This window comes from Pseudomonas sp. FIP_A4 (assembly GCF_036701605.1).
GTDB lineage: Bacteria > Pseudomonadota > Gammaproteobacteria > Pseudomonadales > Pseudomonadaceae > Stutzerimonas > Stutzerimonas phenolilytica.
In genome coordinates this window covers 305174-323190 of sequence record NZ_JAYDXP010000121.1, presented here as the reverse complement: position 1 = coordinate 323190, position 18017 = coordinate 305174, and the positions used below count along the sequence as shown (strand labels likewise).

Below are 18017 nucleotides of genomic sequence, written 5' to 3'. Positions count from 1 at the left end.
CCGCCCTCCTCGTCTGATGTCTGATGGTGTTTCGGTGTCATGACCAATTTCCGCCCGAAACCGGCAGTCGTATGCGCCCGAGCCGTTTGGCGGCGTGCATTATACGAATGCCCCGCGGCCCGGCCAGCTCCGCTTGATTTACATCAGCGCCAACGCCGCCGGCTTGTCTATAGTTGAGCAACCGCATCCAGGAAACGGAGCCGAACATGTTGGCCATTCGCTGCATTCTCGTGGTAATTGACCCCAACCAGCCAGATTCGCTGGCACTCAAGCGCGCCCACCTGATCTCCAGCGTCAGTCAGTCACGTCTGCATCTGCTGGTCTGCGACAACAAGCACGATCACGGCGCTTATCTCGAATCGGTGCGCGAGCGACTGACAAGCGAAGGCCATCAGGTCAGCGTCCAGCAGGCCTGGCACGAGAATCTTCACCAGACCATCATTACCGTGCAGCAAGCCGAAGGCTGCGGTCTGGTGATCAAGCAACACGTTCCGGACAGCCCGCTCAAACGCGCACTGCTTACCCCCGAAGACTGGAAGCTGCTGCGGTATTGCCCTTGCCCCGTGCTCATGGTGAAAACCGACACGCCCTGGAAGGGCCGCAACATCCTGGCCGCCGTCGACGTCGGCAATGCCGATCTCGAACATCGCACCCTGCATGCGACCATCGTCAGCCATGGTTACGAGATAGCCGGCCTCGCCGACGGACAACTGCACGTCATCAGTGCACACCCGTCAGCCATGCTGTCGGCCGCCGATCCGGCATTCCAATTGAAGGAGACCATCGAGGCGCGTTACCGCGAGGCCTGCAAGCGCTTCCAGACCGACTACGACATCCCCGACGCGCAACTGCACATTGAAGAAGGTCCTGCCGACGCGCTGATTCCGCGTATCTGTCATCAGTTGCAGGCCGCAGTGACCGTCATCGGCACCGTGGCGCGAACCGGCTTTTCCGGTGCACTTATGGGCAACACCGCCGAAGTGGTGCTCGACACGCTGGAAAGCGACGTCCTCGTGCTCAAGCCCGATGAAATCATTGATCATCTGGAAGAGCTGGTCCGCCATTGACCTTCGCGCCGGCCGCCGCCCGTAGCGGCCGGAGCTAGGCAAACCGATCGGTGACCGGGGCGAGAAAGCGCGGGGCCATGTAACGCTCGTAATGCGCCTCGGAAAGCAGGAAGAACTCACGGTCGATGGCATCGCGCAACTGCGGCAACGACCACTGACGAAACTCTGGCAACACCACCACGCCATAGGCCTCGAGCTGCTGAATGACACGCGAACCGCGCGCAATAAGCTGATACGCCCAACAGTAAGGAGATTGCTCGGCCACGAAACGAATCTGGCGGGACTCCAGTTGCCGGCGCAGCAGATCCGCATCGAACACATCCACCTTCGCCGCCATCACTTGTGCCAGCAGGGTTTCCAGTCTCCGCCAGACCGCCCATTTCTCTTCGTCCCGATAGGCATTCCAATTCACCACCTCTTGGTGAAAGCGTTTGCACCCACGACAAACGAGATCGCCATAAACCGTAGAGCAAAGGCCCACGCAAGGAGTCTGGATACGTTGATTGGACATGGCGCCACCCAGCGGCAGATCGGCCGCGCATCTTAGACTTTTGTCCAACCGTGGTCATCCAGGATGATCAACGTCAAGACTGCAAACCCACTCGCCAGCCCACGCGCCGCGCGCTCGGGAGCATCGCGGGCAGCATATGTCCGGACGCCGGAAGCCAAGCGGCGCGCGGCACTCGACTTAACTTTACAGGCCCGTTCCAGTAGAATCGGCCCGCCGTTTTCGGCGCCTACTCCACACGAAGCTGTTTTCAAAGCGTCACGAGCACAGTTGGTCCGGTCACACGCCGGGTGGGCAGACCCTCATTACTGCCGACCCGGCCACCTCAGCCGGCGTAAAACTTTGAAAACAGCTTCCGGACGCGCGTCCCGAAACTCCCAAGGGACCAATGATGAGGGTAAAACTGTGCTTGAAGCCTATCGCAAACACGTAGAAGAGCGTGCCGCCCAGGGCGTCGTGCCCCAGCCGCTGAACGCCGAACAGACCGCAGGCCTGATCGAGCTGCTGAAGAACCCGCCGGCTGGCGAAGAAGAATTCCTGCTTGACCTGATCACCAACCGCGTTCCTGCGGGCGTCGACGAAGCCGCCTACGTCAAGGCCGGCTTCCTGTCCGCCATCGCCAAGGGTGAAGCCACTTCCCCGCTGATCGGCAAGCAGCGCGCAGTCGAGCTGCTGGGCACCATGCAGGGCGGCTACAACATCGCCACCCTGGTCGAGCTGCTGGACAACCCCGAGCTGGCGAACGTCACCGCCGAACAGCTGAAGCACACCCTGCTGATGTTCGATGCCTTCCACGACGTCGCCGAGCGCGCCAAGAAGGGCAATGCCGCCGCTCAAGCCGTGCTGAAGTCCTGGGCCGAAGGCGAGTGGTTCCAGAACCGCCCGGCCCTGGCTGAAAAGATCACCCTGTCCGTGTTCAAGGTCACCGGCGAAACCAACACCGACGACCTGTCCCCGGCTCCGGATGCCTGGTCGCGCCCGGACATCCCGCTGCACGCCCTGGCCATGCTGAAGATGGCCCGCGACGGCATCAACCCGGACGTTCCTGGCTCGGTCGGCCCCATCAAGCAGATGGAAGCATTGAAGGCCAAGGGTTTCCCGGTTGCCTACGTCGGCGACGTGGTCGGCACCGGTTCGTCCCGCAAGTCCGCCACCAACTCCGTGCTGTGGTTCTTCGGTGACGACATCCCGAACGTGCCTAACAAGCGCGCCGGTGGTTTCTGCTTCGGCACCAAGATCGCCCCGATCTTCTACAACACCATGGAAGACGCCGGCGCCCTGCCGATCGAATTCGACTGCACCAACCTGGCCATGGGCGACGTCATCGACGTGTACCCGTACAAGGGTGAAGTGCGTCGTCACGACAGCAACGAGCTGGTCACCACCTTCCAGCTGAAGACCGACGTGCTGCTGGACGAAGTCCGCGCCGGCGGCCGTATCCCGCTGATCATTGGCCGCGGCCTGACCGAGAAGGCCCGCGCCGAGCTGGGTCTGGCTCCGTCCACCCTGTTCAAGAAGCCGGAAGCGCCGGCTGACAGCGGCAAGGGCTTCACCCTCGCCCAGAAGATGGTCGGCCGCGCCTGCGGTCTGCCGGAAGGCCAGGGCGTGCGCCCGGGCACCTACTGCGAACCGAAGATGACCACCGTTGGTTCCCAGGACACCACCGGCCCGATGACCCGCGACGAGCTGAAGGACCTGGCTTGCCTGGGCTTCTCCGCCGACCTGGTGATGCAGTCCTTCTGCCACACCGCCGCCTATCCGAAGCCCATCGACGTCAATACCCACCACACCCTGCCGGACTTCATCATGAACCGTGGCGGTGTGTCCCTGCGTCCGGGCGACGGCATCATCCACAGCTGGCTGAACCGCATGCTGCTGCCCGACACCGTCGGCACCGGTGGCGATTCTCACACCCGCTTCCCGATCGGCATCTCCTTCCCGGCCGGTTCCGGCCTGGTGGCCTTCGCCGCCGCCACCGGCGTCATGCCGCTGGACATGCCGGAATCCGTACTGGTGCGCTTCAAGGGCAAGATGCAGCCCGGTATCACCCTGCGTGACCTGGTGCATGCCATCCCCTACTACGCCATTCAGCAGGGCCTGCTGACTGTCGAGAAGAAGGGCAAGAAGAACATCTTCTCCGGCCGCATTCTGGAAATCGAAGGTCTGACCGGTCTGACCGTCGAACAAGCCTTCGAACTGTCCGACGCCTCCGCCGAACGTTCGGCTGCCGGTTGCACCATCAAGCTGCCGGAAGACTCGATCGCCGAGTACCTGAAGTCCAACATCACCCTGCTGCGCTGGATGATCGGCGAAGGCTACGGCGATGCCCGCACCCTGGAGCGTCGCGCCCAGGCGATGGAAGCCTGGCTGGCCAAGCCGCAACTGCTGGAAGCCGACAAGGACGCCGAGTACGCCGCCGTGATCGAGATCGATCTGGCCGAGATCAAGGAGCCGGTCCTGTGTGCCCCGAACGACCCGGACGACGCACGCCTGCTGTCCACCGTTCAAGGCCGCAAGATTGATGAAGTGTTCATCGGTTCCTGCATGACCAACATCGGTCACTTCCGCGCCGCCGGCAAGCTGCTGGACAAGGTCAAGGGTGGCATTCCGACCCGTCTGTGGCTGGCTCCGCCGACCAAGATGGACGCCCACCAGCTCACCGAAGAAGGCTACTACGGCATCTACGGCAAGGCTGGTGCGCGCATGGAAATGCCGGGCTGCTCGCTGTGCATGGGTAACCAGGCCCGCGTGCAGACCGGTTCGACCGTGGTTTCCACCTCGACCCGTAACTTCCCGAACCGTCTGGGCGATGCCACCGACGTATTCCTGGCTTCCGCCGAACTGGCAGCGGTCGCTTCGATTCTCGGCAAGCTGCCGACCGTCGAGGAATACATGGCCTATGCGAAGGACATCGACAGCATGGCTGCCGACGTCTACCGTTACCTGAGCTTCGACCAGATCGCCGAGTTCCGTGAGGCTGCGGAAAAAGCGAAGATCCAAGTCGTCGAAGTCTGATACCGTGAAATAGAAAAACCCCGCTTCGGCGGGGTTTTTTTTGCTCAGCGAAACTCCCGTTGCGGACGAAAAACTTGGCACCAATCGCCAGGAAGGCCCACCGAGCCTGCCGCTATAGGATCAAGCACAAAAAAACCGATGCCAGAAGTCCGGCATCGGTTTTTTTTTGGAGCTAAAGCCGACAAAGAGAGGGACTACCCCAGAGCCGGCTTTGCCAGGAAACTCAGCTTACTTAACCTGAGCTTCCACTTCGGCTTCAACACGACGGTTGATCTGACGGCCCGCATCGGTGGCGTTGTCTGCAACCGGACGAGACTCACCATAACCCACCGAATTCACACGACCGCCTTCAACGCCGTACTGGTTGACCAGAACGTCACGAACCGCTTCAGCGCGACGCTCGGAGAGGCGCTGGTTGTACTGGTCGGTACCTACGGAGTCGGTGTGCCCCTCAACAGTGGTGCTGGTCTGCGGGTACTGTTGCATGAAGTCAGCCAGGTTCTTGATATCGCCATAGCTTTCTTCACGGACGCGCGACTTATCGAAGTCGAACTTCACATCCAGTTCGACACGCACCACTTCCGGGGCCGGTTCCGGCTCGGCGTCGACGATCGGAGCCGGTGCCGGTTCCGGGGTCGGCTCGACAGCCGCAACCTGACGTGCACCACCGCCGAAGTTCAGACCAACACCCACGCCAGCCATCCACTCGGAGTCGCCGCGATCGATGTTGTGCATGCCGTCCACGCTCGCCTTGGCGAACAGGTTTTCGGTGAAGTAGTACTTCAGGCCAGCACCGATGTTGGCGTAGGTGCTGTGATCACGACCGCTGCGAGCGGCCTGGCCGATGCTCTGGTGAGCCACACCAGCGGATACGTACGGGCGTAGACCAACACCCGGCGCGCCGAAGTGGTACGCCGCATCCAGGGAGGTCAGGCTACCCTTGATGTTTTTGTGACCGTCAGCATTGACCGGATTGTCGGAGGTTACGTCGTGGTATTCGCCATAGGACAGGCCCAGCGAGACGTCATCGGTCAGGAAATAGCTGGCGCCCGCGCCGTACAGTTCGCCCTCGTCTTCGAAGCCGCGCGAGCTATCGGAGAAATAGTGCTTACCGAATGCTTCGACCTCGACAGCCCCCTGGCCCTGGGCCAACGCGCCGAACGAAGTAGCGGCTACCATCGAGCCAATGACAACGCCCAAGGTATTCTTAAGTTTCATCCGTAAATCCCCATCTGGTGGTTAGAGTCAGAACAATCTAAGGAGACCGGCTGTCTTGTGCCCAAGCTGTTCGCTACGCATGAGACAACCATTTCCCGTTAAGTTTCGATTGGTTCGGAAAAATTTTCTCTAAGTTTATCCAATGCACGCTTGTAGCGCATCTTCGTTGCACTTAATCCCATGTGCATTATGTCGGCGATTTCCTGAAATTCCAGTTCTGCGACAAATCGCAGCACCAGTATTTCCCGATCGATAGGATTGACATGTACTAGCCAACGATCAAGACCGCCCTTCTCCTCGACGCGAGGAGCTTTCTCTTCGGAGGCTTCTTCGAGCGGGTCGAGGCTAAGCGCATCGAGCAGGCGACGCTTGCGACGCTCTTTGCGATATTGGGTAATGCACTCATTATAGGTAATGCTATATAGCCAGGTCTTGAACTTCGATTTTCCTTCAAAGTTCTTCAAGCCATACAAAACCTTGAGCATGACCTCCTGACAAACATCGTCGGCATCCCGATCATTGCCTAAGTAACGAGCACAGACATTGAACAGGGTGCGCTGATAACGACGCATCAACTCCTCATATGCCCGAGTTATATGAAACAACTCGACACGGGCATACTGCACCAACTCTTCGTCGCTGAGTTGGCGAGGATCGTAGCGCGGGATGGTCGATTGGGTTTTAGTCAAGACGCTTCGAGCCAGCAATCAGGTCGCGGCCGCCTGTCAGGGAAACCAAAAAAAGGCGCCGCATTCTACCAGAAAAGCGCCGTCAGCGGCTGCCTACCCGCCGCTCCAGCAAAACCCGGTTGGCTACGGAAACGAGCTCGCCATCGCTGCACAACAGTAGCGTTTTGACGGTGCCAATCTCCTCGATCTGTCCTTCGACATCCTCAAGGGAGACATGCTGTCCGACCTCGTAAAGCTCGCGCACGTAGATCCCGGCAAGGATCTGGCTGACGAGCTCACGACTACCGAGCCCGAACGCCAAGGCCACTGCCAGCCCTACCGAGATCAGCACGATGGCGATGACGTAGTTCAACAGTTCCGTTTTGATTTCCAGCTGCCCGATCGACACGGAAATAGCGATGATGATGACCAGTCCCTGCGCAATGCGAGCCAGCCCGTTGGCGTAATCGATACCAACGCTCTCTGCCGCACCTCGGACCACGCCGCTGAATAGCTGAGCCAAAAGCACACCGGCGATGAGTATCAGGGCCGCACCAAAGACCTTGGGAACATAGAGCGCCAAGACGTCCAGCGTGGCTGACACCCGCTCCAGCCCAAGGGACTCGGCTGCCGAGACGAGGAAAATCAGCAGGACGAACCAATAGACCACCTTGCCGATCAGCACCGAGACTGGAACCCGAATTCCGGCACGCCCCAGCAACTTCGTCAGACCGGTGCCGGCCATCAGCCGATCCAGCCCCAGCTTCGCGAGCACCTTCGACAACAAGGTATCCAGCAGCTTGGCCACCACGAAGCCGAGCAGTACGACTACGAGCGCGCCAAACAGGCGCGGAATGAATGCCGCTACGGAAGCCCAGAGCGAGCTCATCGCGGACAGCAAACTCTGAGTCCAGGGATCGAATTCCATGATCAGTCGGCCTTATCGAACGAACGGTTGGATGAATGACGACGGGAAACAGGTGCAACGTGGCCCGCTCCGCTGTTGACCGCTATCAGCAAGCCCTGCAGCCAATGCCCCATGAGACCGAAGAGGTCCCCAACGCCAACTTGGCGGTTCGCGGTCTTGAGCACTCGGTCAAGGCGCTCAGCCTCATCTGGTGCCGATGGCTTGTTGAGCAGATCACGCAATGATTCTTCAAAGGGATCGCGCATGTGTACCTCGCTGAACATGTCCGCTAGACGGCCTGTGGCTGACTTCGAGTCACATTCAGATCCAGCGCAAGCGGCGAAAGATCCACCACTGAAACAATGCGATGAGGCCGATCAGCAGACAGGCAATAGCGAAACCATACGGGCTTTGTGCCCCCGGAATCCCGCCCACGTTGACGCCCAAAAGACCAGTCAGAAACGTCATCGGCAGGAAAAAGCCGGTGATGATACCGAAAATGTACATGGTCCGGTTCATTCGCTCGCTGAGCCGGCGCCGCTCGGACTCAAGCACCATATCGATTCGCTCACGCACCAGGTCCAGCTCTTCGAGGTAGCGGATCAGTCGGTTGCTCAATTCGTTCCAGTAGTCAGCGTCGTCCTCTACGAACCAGCTCAGGCGATTGCGAGTGAGCTGGGCATATATCTCGCGCTGGGGCAGCAGGAATCGTCTCAGACCTGCCGCCCGGCGGCGCAATGAAAGCATGCTGTCGTGCTCCGGACCATAGTGCTCGTCGAGCTCCAGACGCTCCTCTTCCTGATCGACGCACTCGGTCAACTGCACTACGAGATCATCCACCCGATCGGTCATCGAATCCGCCAGATACACCAGTATCTCGGACGCCGTCTTCGGCCCTTTGCCCTCCATGAGCAGACGAATGACTGCCTCGGTCGAACGCAAGGGTCGCAAGCGCAGCGAGATGACACGTCGCGCATCGGCAAACACGCGCAGCGAAATCATGTCTTCCGGGGCAGAGTCGGGATTGAGGTTCACGCCTCGTAGGAAAAGCAGAAGCTCCTCGTTCGGCAACGACAGCACCCGTGGCCGGGTATTTTCTTCCAGCAGCACATCGCACGCGAAGTCGTTGAGACCGCTCTGACCGCGTAACCAGGCCTGGGCGGCGGGATGGCTGCGATCCCAATGCAGCCAGAGGCTTTGCACGTCGCTCAGCTGCAGATCGCGCAGATCCGCGTAGGCGATGGCGCGCGCGCCACCATGCCCATCCAGCACGAAAGCATGAACCAGCCCCCACTGCTGCGTGTCGCTCAACTGCATCAACGCCCCCTCATATATGAAAAGCCCGGCATCGCCGGGCTTGGTATCACGGTGCTTCAGTGCGAGTGCGATGGATCACTCCGGCATTTTCAGCGCCTCAGGCGAGACGATGATGCCGTTATTGTCCGCATAGACATACTCGCCAGGGCGGAACGTGACGCCGCAAAAGGTCACCGGCACGTTGAGATCGCCTATGCCGCGCTTGTCTGTTTTCATCGGATGACTGGCCAGCGCCTGAACGCCGAGATCGGTCTGAGCGATCACATCAACATCGCGCACGCAACCATAGACAACGATCCCTTCCCAGCCATTGCGCGACGCTTTCTCAGCCAGCATGTCACCGAGCAGCGCGCGGCGCAGCGAGCCGCCTCCATCGACAACCAGCACCTTGCCATGGCCATCCGTATCGACCTGATCCTTGACCAGAGAGTTGTCCTCAAAGCATTTGACGGTGACGATCTGACCACCGAACGAATCGCGGCCGCCAAAATTGCTGAAAATCGGCTCGACCACCTGTACCAGCTCCGGGTACGCGTCGCACAGATCGGGAGTGACGTATTGCATGGAAAGCTCCTTTGCTTGGAAATTCGTGGGCATCGCCTAGCCGTTTCACCCACTCCGCCAATCGGCTGGTATCGATGCGCGCCGCGACATGTTAGCCGCAGGGCGCGATCAACGAAATGCCGAGCCGAAGCCACGGAAGCCAAATACGCGACAGGGCGGAAATTCCGCCCTGTCGTCATGCTTCAAACCGCAATTCAGGCCTGCGCGTCAGCCAGGAAGAACCAGGTGTCGAGTACCGAATCCGGGTTCAGCGATACGCTCTCGATGCCCTGTTCCATCAGCCAGCGCGCCAGGTCCGGATGATCCGAAGGCCCCTGACCACAAATGCCGATGTACTTGCCAGCCTTGTTGCACGCCTGGATGGCATTGGCCAGCAGCTTCTTGACCGCCGGATTACGCTCGTCGAACAGGTGCGCGATGATGCCCGAATCACGGTCCAGGCCGAGCGTCAGCTGGGTCATATCGTTGGAACCAATCGAGAAGCCATCGAAGTACTCGAGGAACTCGTCGGCCAGCAGCGCGTTGGACGGCAGCTCACACATCATGATCACACGCAGACCATTTTCGCCACGCTTGAGGCCGTACTGGGCCAGCAGATCGATCACCTGCGAGGCCTCGCCAAGCGTACGCACGAAGGGCACCATCAGCTCGACGTTGGTCAGCCCCATAACGTCGCGAACCTTGCGCATGGCGCGGCACTCCAGCTCGAAGCAGTCGCGGAACGAATCGCTGATGTAGCGCGACGCGCCGCGGAAGCCGAGCATCGGGTTCTCTTCTTCCGGCTCGTAGAGCTTGCCGCCGATCAGGTTGGCGTACTCGTTGGACTTAAAGTCCGACAGACGCACGATGACCTTTTTCGGCCAGAACGCTGCGGCCAGCGTGCTGACGCCTTCGACGAGCTTCTCGACGTAGAAGTTGACCGGATCGTCGTAGCCGGCGATGCGCTTCTCGACGCTGCTCTTTACGTCAGCCGGCAGCCCGTCGAAATTCAGCAGTGCCTTGGGATGCACGCCGATCATCCGGTTGATAATGAATTCGAGGCGCGCCAAGCCGACGCCCTCGTTGGGCAGGTGGGCGAAATCGAAGGCGCGGTCCGGGTTGCCGACGTTCATCATGATCTTGAACGGCAGTTCCGGCATCGCATCAATGGAGTTCTGGCGGATATCGAAGCCCAGCTCGCCATCGAAGATCAGGCCGGTGTCACCTTCGGCGCAGGACACGGTCACGCGCTGGCCGTCCTGCAACAGCTCGGTGGCGTTGCCGCAGCCGACAACCGCCGGGATGCCCAGTTCGCGGGCAATGATCGCCGCATGGCAGGTACGCCCACCACGGTTGGTGACGATGGCGCTGGCGCGCTTCATCACCGGCTCCCAATCGGGGTCGGTCATGTCGGAAACCAGCACGTCGCCCGGCTGGACCTTGTCCATCTCGCTGACGTCGTGGATGACCTTGACCGGGCCGGCGCCGATGCGCTGGCCGATGGCGCGGCCTTCGACCAGCACGGTGCCCTTTTCCTTCAGCAGGTAACGTTCCATGACGTTGGCGCTGCTGCGGCTCTTCACGGTTTCCGGACGGGCCTGGACGATGTACAGCTTGCCGTCGTCACCGTCCTTGGCCCACTCGATGTCCATCGGGCGACCATAGTGCTTTTCGATGATCAGAGCCTGCTTGGCGAGGTTGGTCACCTCTTCGTCGGTCAGACAGAAGCGCGCGCGATCAGCAGCGTCGACTTCGACGGTCTTGACCGACTTGCCGGCCCTGGCTTCGTCGCCGTAGACCATCTTGATCGCCTTGCTGCCCAGATTGCGACGCAGGATCGCCGGGCGCCCGGCCTCTAGCGTCTGCTTGTGCACATAGAACTCGTCAGGGTTGACCGCGCCCTGCACGACAGTCTCGCCCAGACCATAGGCGCCGGTGATGAACACCACGTCGCGAAAGCCCGATTCGGTATCGAGGGTGAACATGACGCCGGCGGTGCCAGTTTCCGAGCGAACCATGCGCTGTACGCCGGCAGACAGGGCAACCAGCTTGTGGTCAAAGCCCTGGTGCACGCGGTAGGCAATGGCGCGGTCATTGAACAACGAAGCGAAGACTTCCTTGGCCGCGCGGATCACGTTGTCCACACCGCGAATGTTCAGGAAGGTTTCCTGCTGGCCTGCAAAGGATGCATCCGGCAGGTCTTCGGCCGTCGCCGATGAACGCACGGCGACGGCCATGTTGTCGTTACCGCCGGACATCTCGGCGAATGCCCTGCGAATGTCCGCATCCAGCTGCGCTGGGAACTCGGCGTCCATCACCCACTGGCGAATCTGTGCGCCGGCCTTGGCCAGCGCATTGACATCGTCGACATCGAGTGCATCGAGCAGCGCATGGATCTGATCGTTCAGACCGCTCAGCTCGAGAAAATCGCGATAGGCCTGAGCCGTGGTGGCGAAACCGCCCGGTACGGAAACACCGGCGCCGGCGAGGTTGCTGATCATCTCGCCCAGGGAGGCGTTCTTGCCCCCTACACGCTCAACATCGTGGTTGCCGAGCTTATCGAGGGAAACTACGTACTCTACCAAGGTGAACTCTCCGTTAGGTGTTGGAACTCAACCGGAGCCCTGCCGCATGGCTGTGGCCTGACCCTGCAAAATAAGTAACAATGCCCGCCAACCGGGCTCGGCGAAGGGCCCACTATAGCTGGGAACCGTTCTCGACTTAAGGCCGAAGGTACATGAAACGAACCGCTTTCTTCATTTCCGATGGCACCGGGATCACGGCGGAAACCCTGGGCCAAAGCCTCCTGGCGCAATTCGAGAACATCTCTTTCACCAAGCTCACCCGCCCGTACATCGACAGCGCGGAAAAAGCCCGGGCAATGGTACAGCAAATCAACAATGCCGCGGACAGGGACGGCGCCCGCCCGATCATCTTCGACACACTGGTCAACCAGGAAATCCGCGACATCCTCGCCGAATCCAACGGTTTCATGATCGACATCTTTTCCTCGTTCCTGGCTCCACTGGAACACGAACTCATGTCACGCTCCTCCTACTCCGTCGGCAAATCCCATTCCATCAGCCACAACACCAACTACATGGAGCGGATCGACGCGGTCAACTTTGCACTCGACAACGATGATGGCGCACGCACTCGTCATTACGACAAGGCCGACCTGATTCTCGTCGGCGTTTCACGCTGTGGCAAAACGCCAACCTGTCTGTACATGGCCATGCAGTATGGCATCCGCGCCGCCAACTACCCGCTGACCGAGGACGACATGGAGCGACTGCAACTGCCCTCCTCGCTCAAGCCGTACAAGGACAAGCTGTTCGGCCTGACCATCGACCCCGACCGCCTGGCCGCCATCCGTAACGAACGCAAGCCCAACAGCCGTTATGCCAGCTTCGCTCAGTGCGAATTTGAAGTCCGCGAGGTAGAAAACCTGTTCCGCCGCGAGAACATCAACTACATCAACTCGACGCATTTCTCCGTCGAGGAGATCTCCGCCAAGATCCTCGTGGAAAAAGGCGTGGAGCGTCGGCTCAAATAAGTGCCGCTTCGCTAGACAACAAAAAGTCCGCTTGGTGCGGACTTTTTGCATTTACCGTGCAGAAAACCTCTGCGCACCCGCGACTCAGAACGCGTCGCCCGGTACGCGGACCCAGCCTTCCATCAAGATGCGCGCGCTGCGACTCATGATGGCTTTGGTCACTGTCCACTGACCGTCGACCTGCTTGGCTTCAGCGCCGACTCGTAACGTGCCGGACGGATGGCCGAAGCGTACTGCCTGGCGTTCACCGCCACCGGCGGCGAGGTTCACCAGCGTGCCTGGCACGGCCGCGGCAGTGCCGATGGCGACCGCGCAGGTGCCCATCATGGCGTGGTGCAGCTTACCCATCGACAGCGCCCGCACCAGCAAGTCGACCTCACCCGCGTCGATGGTCTTGCCGCTGGACGCCTTGTAGCCCTTGGGTTTGCTCACGAAGGCGATTTTCGGGGTGTGCTGACGGGTCAACGCTTCTTCCGCCGTCTTGATCAACCCCATGCGCAGCGCGCCAGCGACACGAATGGCCTCGAACCGCGCCAGCGCTTCGGCGTCGCCATTGATGTCCTCCCTCAGCTCGGTGCCCTGGTAGCCGATGTCCTCGGCATTGACGAACACGGTGGGGATGCCGGCGCTGATCATGGTGGCCTTCAGCGTGCCGATGCCGGGGACTTGCAAGTCGTCGATCAGGTTGCCGGTGGGAAACATCGAGCCGCCCTCCTCGCCGTCGTCGGACGGGTCGAGAAACTCCAGCACGATCTCCGCTGCCGGGAACGTCACGCCGTCCAGCTCGAAGTCACCGGTTTCCTGCACCTGCCCGTTGCTGATCGGTACATGGGCGATGATGGTTTTCTGAATATTGGCCTGCCAGATGCGCACTACGCAGGTGCCGTCTTGCGGAATACGTGCCGGATCGACCAGCCCGGCATGGATCGCGAAAGCGCCCGCGCCGGTAGAGAGGTTGCCGCAGTTGCCGCTCCAGTCGAGGAACGGCTTGTCGATGGAAACCTGGCCATAGAGGTAATCGACGTCGTGATCGGGCTGGCTGCTCTTCGAGAGAATCACGCACTTGCTGGTGCTGGAAGTCGCTCCGCCCATGCCATCGATATGCGCGGCATAGGGGTCGGGACTGCCGATCACCCGCATGAACAGCCTGTCGCGGGCCTCGCCAGGCACCTGACAGCGCTCGGGCAGGTCCTGCAGGCGAAAGAACACACCCTTGCTGGTGCCGCCACGCATGTAGGTAGCGGGAATCTTGATCTGAGGTTGATGAGCCATGAGAGCATCCTGGCTGGAGAGTGAATGGATCGTAGGGTGGATCGCGCCTCGCCGAACCATCGAGGGACCGGAACGGTGGATGGGGAAACGCCATCCACCCTACGAAATCAGGCGGCCGAGCCTTTCAGGAAATCCTGGGCGAAGCGCTGCAGCACGCCGCCGGCCTGGTACACGCTGACTTCGGCGGCGGTGTCGAGGCGGCAGGTCACCGGCACCTTGGTCACTTCGCCGCTCTTGCGACGGATGACCAGCGTCAGGTCGCAGCGCGGCGACAGTTCGCCCTCGATGTCGTAGGTCTCGGTACCGTCCAGGCCCAGGGTCAGACGGGTGGTACCCGGCTTGAACTCGACCGGAAGCACGCCCATGCCGACCAGGTTGGTACGGTGGATGCGTTCGAAGCCTTCGGCCACGATCACTTCCACGCCGGCCAGGCGCACGCCCTTGGCCGCCCAGTCGCGCGAAGAGCCCTGGCCGTAGTCGGCGCCGGCGACGATGATCAGGTTCTGCTTGCGGTTCATGTAGGTTTCGATGGCTTCCCACATGCGCATGACTTGGCCTTCCGGCTCGACGCGCGCCAGCGACCCCTTCTGCACCTCGCCGTCGACCACGCACATCTCGTTCACCAGCTGCGGGTTGGCGAAGGTGGCGCGCTGGGCGGTCAGGTGATCGCCACGGTGGGTGGCGTAGGAGTTGAAGTCCTCCTCCGGCAGGCCCATCTTGGCCAGGTACTCGCCGGCCGCAGAGCTGGCCAGAATGGCGTTGGAAGGCGACAGGTGGTCGGTGGTGATGTTGTCCGGCAGGATCGCCAGCGGACGCATGCCCTTCAGCGTGCGCTCGCCGGCCAGCGCGCCTTCCCAGTATGGCGGCCGGCGGATGTAGGTGGACATCGGACGCCAGTCATACAGCGGACTCTTCGCCTCCTCGATGCTGCCCAGGTCGAACATCGGGATGTACACCTGCTTGAACTGCTCCGGCTTCACCGAGGCGGCGACGATGGCGTCGATTTCCTCGTCGGACGGCCACAGGTCCTTCAGGGTGATCGGGTTGCCGTTCTTGTCGGTGCCCAGCGCGTCCTGCTCGATGTCGAAGCGCACGGTACCGGCGAGGGCGTAGGCGACCACCAGCGGCGGCGAGGCCAGGAAGGCCTGCTTGGCGTACGGATGGATACGGCCGTCGAAGTTGCGGTTGCCGCTCAATACGGCAGTGGCGTACAGGTCGCGGTCGATGATTTCCTGCTGGATCTTCGGATCCAGCGCGCCGGACATGCCGTTGCAGGTGGTGCAGGCGTAGCCGACGATGCCGAAGCCGAGCTTCTCCAGCTCCGGCAGCAGGCCGGCGTCTTCCAGATACAGCTTGGCGACCTTGGAGCCCGGGGCGAAGGAGGTCTTGACCCACGGCTTGCGGACCAGCCCCAACGCGTTGGCCTTCTTCGCCAGCAGACCGGCGGCGACCACGTTGCGCGGGTTGGAGGTGTTGGTGCAGCTGGTAATGGCGGCGATGATTACCGCGCCGTCCGGCAGCAGGCCTTCGGCTTCCTCGGCGCGGGCGGCGGCCAGCTTGGCCTCGTCGGCGATGCCGCGCTCGTGTAGAGCGGACGTCGGCAGACGGCGGTGCGGGTTGCTCGGGCCCGCCATGTTGCGCACCACGCCGGACAGGTCGAACTCAAGTACGCGCTCGTATTCGGCGCCGGTCAGCGCGGAGGCCCACAGGCCGGTTTCCTTGGCGTACTGCTCGACCAGCGCGACCTGCTCCGGCTCGCGGCCGGTCAGCTTGAGGTAATCGAGGGTCTGACCGTCGATGTAGAACATCGCCGCGGTGGCGCCGTATTCCGGGCACATGTTGGAGATGGTCGCACGGTCGCCGATCGACAGGCTGTCGGCGCCCTCGCCGAAAAACTCGACGTAGGCACCCACCACGCGCTCCTTGCGCAGGAACTCGGTCAGCGCCAGGACGATGTCGGTGGCGGTGATGCCGGGCTGACGCTTGCCGGTCAGCTTGACGCCGACGATGTCGGGCAGGCGCATCATCGACGGATGGCCGAGCATTACGGTCTCGGCTTCCAGGCCACCGACGCCGATGGCGATCACGCCGAGGGCGTCGACGTGCGGGGTGTGCGAGTCGGTACCGACGCAGGTATCCGGGAAGGCCACGCCGTCGCGCGCCTGAATGACCGGTGACATCTTCTCCAGGTTGATCTGGTGCATGATGCCGTTGCCGGCCGGGATCACGTCGACGTTCTTGAATGCGGTCTTGGTCCACTCGATGAAGTGGAAACGGTCTTCGTTGCGGCGATCCTCGATGGCGCGGTTCTTGTCGAACGCATCGGGATCGAACCCAGGTGCCTCGACTGCCAGCGAGTGGTCGACGATCAGCTGGGTCGGCACCACCGGGTTGACCTTGGCCGGATCGCCACCCTGCTCGGCGATCGCATCGCGCAGACCGGCCAGATCGACCAGTGCGGTCTGGCCGAGGATGTCATGGCAGACCACGCGGGCCGGGTACCAGGGGAAGTCCAGGTCACGCTTACGCTCGATGATCTGCTTGAGCGAGTCGGTCAGCATGGCCGGATCGCAGCGACGCACCAGCTGTTCGGCCAGTACGCGCGAGGTGTAGGGCAGCGTGTCGTAGGCGCCCGGCTTGATGTCTTCGATCGCCGCGCGGACGTCGAAGTAATCCAGCTGGGTGCCTGGCAGGTGTTTGCGATAGTCGGTGTTCATGCCGTAGGGACTCGATCGGTAAGTTCGGAAACAACTAATAAAGGAGGGACGCCGACAAGGCGCCCCTCCGCGCTCTCAACGCTGAGCGAGCGGCACCACCTTGCGCTGCTCGACGCCGACGTATTCGGCGCTCGGGCGGATGATGCGGTTGTTGGCGCGCTGCTCGAACACATGGGCCGTCCAGCCGGTCACTCGCGAACAGACAAAGATCGGGGTGAACAGCTTGGTCGGGATGCCCATGAAGTGGTACGCCGACGCGTGATAGAAGTCGGCGTTGGGGAACAGCTTCTTCTGCTCCCACATGGTTTCGTCGACGGCGACGGAAACCGGGTACAGCACGGTGTCGCCCACTTCCTCGGCGAGCTGCTTGGCCCAGACCTTGATGACTTCGTTGCGCGGATCGGAAACGCTGTAGATCGCGTGGCCGAAGCCCATGATCTTGTCCTTGCGCTCCAGCATGCCGAGGATGCCGGCACGAGCTTCTTCCGGCGACTTCCAGCGCTCGATCATGTCCATCGCCGCCTCGTTGGCACCGCCATGCAGCGGACCACGCAGCGAACCGATGGCGCCGGTGACGCACGAGAAGATGTCGGACAACGTGGATGCGCACACCCGAGCAGTGAAGGTCGAGGCGTTGAACTCGTGCTCGGCGTAGAGGATCAGCGAGACGTTCATCACCTTCACGTGCAGCTCGCTCGGCTTCTTGCCGTGCAGCAGCGCGAGGAAATGACCGCCCAGGGTGTCCTCGTCGGTGGTGCAATCGATGCGTACGCCCTCATGACTGAAGCGGTACCAATAGACCATGATCGCCGGGAATGCCGCGAGCAGGCGGTCAGCCTTGTCGCGCTGCTGCTCGAAACTCTCCTCCGGCTCCAGGTTGCCGAGCATGGAGCAGCCAGTGCGCATCACGTCCATCGGGTGCGCATTGGCCGGAATACGCTCGAGCACTTCCTTGAGCGCCTGCGGCAGGTCGCGCTGGCCCTTGAGCTTGGTCACATAAGCCTGCAGCTGCGCCTTGTTCGGCAGCTCGCCGTACAGAAGCAGGTAAGCCACTTCCTCGAATTGCACCTGGTCGGCCAGATCGCGGACATCGTAGCCGCGATAGGTCAGACCGGCGCCTTCCTTGCCGACGGTGGACAGGGATGTCTGGCCGGCGATCTGACCGCGCAACCCTGCTCCACTCAGTACTTTTGCTTCAGCCATTGCTATCTCCTTCTTGGATTTGTTCT

Annotated in this window: 14 protein-coding genes; 3 read left to right on the top strand and 11 right to left on the bottom strand. The window is 61.4% G+C overall.

Annotation, left to right across the window (positions count from 1 at the left end; translation table 11 throughout):
* The first annotated feature begins 206 nt into the window (after nucleotides 1–206).
* The gene (locus tag U8L64_RS08875; RefSeq protein WP_077683046.1) at nucleotides 207–1067 is read left to right on the top strand and encodes a universal stress protein; all 861 of its coding nucleotides are present in this window, start codon (nucleotides 207–209) and stop codon (nucleotides 1065–1067) included.
* 34 nt (nucleotides 1068–1101) lie between these two features.
* Here U8L64_RS08875 and U8L64_RS08870 read toward each other — a convergent pair whose 3' ends face one another.
* A complete protein-coding gene (locus U8L64_RS08870; protein WP_138300065.1) occupies nucleotides 1102–1578 on the bottom strand; it encodes a DUF1289 domain-containing protein in 477 nt (158 codons plus the stop codon).
* Between the two features lie 402 nt (nucleotides 1579–1980).
* On the opposite strand from U8L64_RS08870, the gene acnB reads away from it, so the two are divergent.
* Entirely contained in the window at nucleotides 1981–4590 is a 2610-nt protein-coding gene (gene acnB, locus U8L64_RS08865) for a bifunctional aconitate hydratase 2/2-methylisocitrate dehydratase (protein ID WP_138300066.1), read from the top strand.
* Nucleotides 4591–4818: 228 nt separating this feature from the next.
* Here the strand turns inward: acnB and U8L64_RS08860 are convergent, their stop codons facing one another.
* The 7 genes from U8L64_RS08860 to ppsA form a co-directional block, all read right to left on the bottom strand.
* The gene (locus tag U8L64_RS08860) at nucleotides 4819–5808 is read right to left on the bottom strand and encodes an OmpA family protein (RefSeq protein ID WP_333396245.1); all 990 of its coding nucleotides are present in this window, start codon (nucleotides 5806–5808) and stop codon (nucleotides 4819–4821) included.
* 98 nt (nucleotides 5809–5906) lie between these two features.
* The gene (gene sigX, locus U8L64_RS08855; protein WP_008570187.1) at nucleotides 5907–6497 is read right to left on the bottom strand and encodes an RNA polymerase sigma factor SigX; all 591 of its coding nucleotides are present in this window, start codon (nucleotides 6495–6497) and stop codon (nucleotides 5907–5909) included.
* An 82-nt stretch (nucleotides 6498–6579) separates the two neighbouring features.
* Nucleotides 6580–7404 carry a mechanosensitive ion channel family protein gene (locus U8L64_RS08850; protein ID WP_054093192.1) on the bottom strand — a complete coding sequence of 275 codons (825 nt, stop codon included), beginning with the start codon at nucleotides 7402–7404 and terminating at the stop codon, nucleotides 6580–6582.
* Nucleotides 7405–7406: 2 nt separating this feature from the next.
* Nucleotides 7407–7649 (bottom strand): CrfX protein, encoded by a 243-nt coding sequence (locus tag U8L64_RS08845; protein WP_081973342.1) that lies wholly within the window; start codon nucleotides 7647–7649, stop codon nucleotides 7407–7409.
* A gap of 55 nt (nucleotides 7650–7704) precedes the next feature.
* Nucleotides 7705–8700: a zinc transporter ZntB gene (locus tag U8L64_RS08840; protein WP_043297095.1), complete on the bottom strand. Its 996-nt coding sequence runs from the start codon at nucleotides 8698–8700 to the stop codon at nucleotides 7705–7707.
* Between the two features lie 75 nt (nucleotides 8701–8775).
* On the bottom strand, nucleotides 8776–9264 hold the full coding sequence (gene rraA / locus U8L64_RS08835) for a ribonuclease E activity regulator RraA (RefSeq protein ID WP_043297096.1): 489 nt from the start codon (nucleotides 9262–9264) through the stop codon (nucleotides 8776–8778).
* Between the two features lie 194 nt (nucleotides 9265–9458).
* Nucleotides 9459–11828 (bottom strand): phosphoenolpyruvate synthase, encoded by a 2370-nt coding sequence (ppsA, locus tag U8L64_RS08830; RefSeq protein ID WP_054093196.1) that lies wholly within the window; start codon nucleotides 11826–11828, stop codon nucleotides 9459–9461.
* Between the two features lie 152 nt (nucleotides 11829–11980).
* Between ppsA and ppsR the strand changes: the two genes are divergently transcribed.
* The gene (gene ppsR / locus U8L64_RS08825) at nucleotides 11981–12799 is read left to right on the top strand and encodes a posphoenolpyruvate synthetase regulatory kinase/phosphorylase PpsR (RefSeq protein ID WP_043297098.1); all 819 of its coding nucleotides are present in this window, start codon (nucleotides 11981–11983) and stop codon (nucleotides 12797–12799) included.
* Nucleotides 12800–12883: 84 nt separating this feature from the next.
* On the opposite strand, the gene prpF is transcribed toward ppsR, so the two are convergent.
* The 3 genes from prpF to prpC all read right to left on the bottom strand — a co-directional run bounded on the left by prpF (nucleotide 12884) and on the right by prpC (nucleotide 17991).
* Nucleotides 12884–14071: a 2-methylaconitate cis-trans isomerase PrpF gene (prpF, locus tag U8L64_RS08820; protein ID WP_043297099.1), complete on the bottom strand. Its 1188-nt coding sequence runs from the start codon at nucleotides 14069–14071 to the stop codon at nucleotides 12884–12886.
* A 107-nt stretch (nucleotides 14072–14178) separates the two neighbouring features.
* Nucleotides 14179–16788 (bottom strand): Fe/S-dependent 2-methylisocitrate dehydratase AcnD, encoded by a 2610-nt coding sequence (gene acnD / locus U8L64_RS08815; RefSeq protein WP_333396232.1) that lies wholly within the window; start codon nucleotides 16786–16788, stop codon nucleotides 14179–14181.
* 75 nt (nucleotides 16789–16863) lie between these two features.
* Complete coding sequence (prpC, locus tag U8L64_RS08810) at nucleotides 16864–17991, bottom strand: bifunctional 2-methylcitrate synthase/citrate synthase (RefSeq protein ID WP_054093198.1); 1128 nt, start codon at nucleotides 17989–17991, stop codon at nucleotides 16864–16866.
* Between the last annotated feature and the right edge of the window lie 26 nt (nucleotides 17992–18017).

Bases quoted from the DNA above. Each gene is read 5' to 3' on its own strand.
- prpC (WP_054093198.1), bottom strand. From the start codon at position 17,991: ATGGCTGAAGCAAAAGTACTGAGTGGAGCAGGGTTGCGCGGTCAGATC.
- U8L64_RS08845 (WP_081973342.1), bottom strand. From the start codon at position 7,649: ATGCGCGATCCCTTTGAAGAATCATTGCGTGATCTGCTCAACAAGCCA.
- U8L64_RS08860 (WP_333396245.1), bottom strand. From the start codon at position 5,808: ATGAAACTTAAGAATACCTTGGGCGTTGTCATTGGCTCGATGGTAGCC.
- prpF (WP_043297099.1), bottom strand. From the start codon at position 14,071: ATGGCTCATCAACCTCAGATCAAGATTCCCGCTACCTACATGCGTGGC.
- U8L64_RS08875 (WP_077683046.1), top strand. From the start codon at position 207: ATGTTGGCCATTCGCTGCATTCTCGTGGTAATTGACCCCAACCAGCCA.
- acnD (WP_333396232.1), bottom strand. From the start codon at position 16,788: ATGAACACCGACTATCGCAAACACCTGCCAGGCACCCAGCTGGATTAC.
- rraA (WP_043297096.1), bottom strand. From the start codon at position 9,264: ATGCAATACGTCACTCCCGATCTGTGCGACGCGTACCCGGAGCTGGTA.
- U8L64_RS08870 (WP_138300065.1), bottom strand. From the start codon at position 1,578: ATGTCCAATCAACGTATCCAGACTCCTTGCGTGGGCCTTTGCTCTACG.
- U8L64_RS08850 (WP_054093192.1), bottom strand. From the start codon at position 7,404: ATGGAATTCGATCCCTGGACTCAGAGTTTGCTGTCCGCGATGAGCTCG.
- U8L64_RS08840 (WP_043297095.1), bottom strand. From the start codon at position 8,700: ATGCAGTTGAGCGACACGCAGCAGTGGGGGCTGGTTCATGCTTTCGTG.
- ppsR (WP_043297098.1), top strand. From the start codon at position 11,981: ATGAAACGAACCGCTTTCTTCATTTCCGATGGCACCGGGATCACGGCG.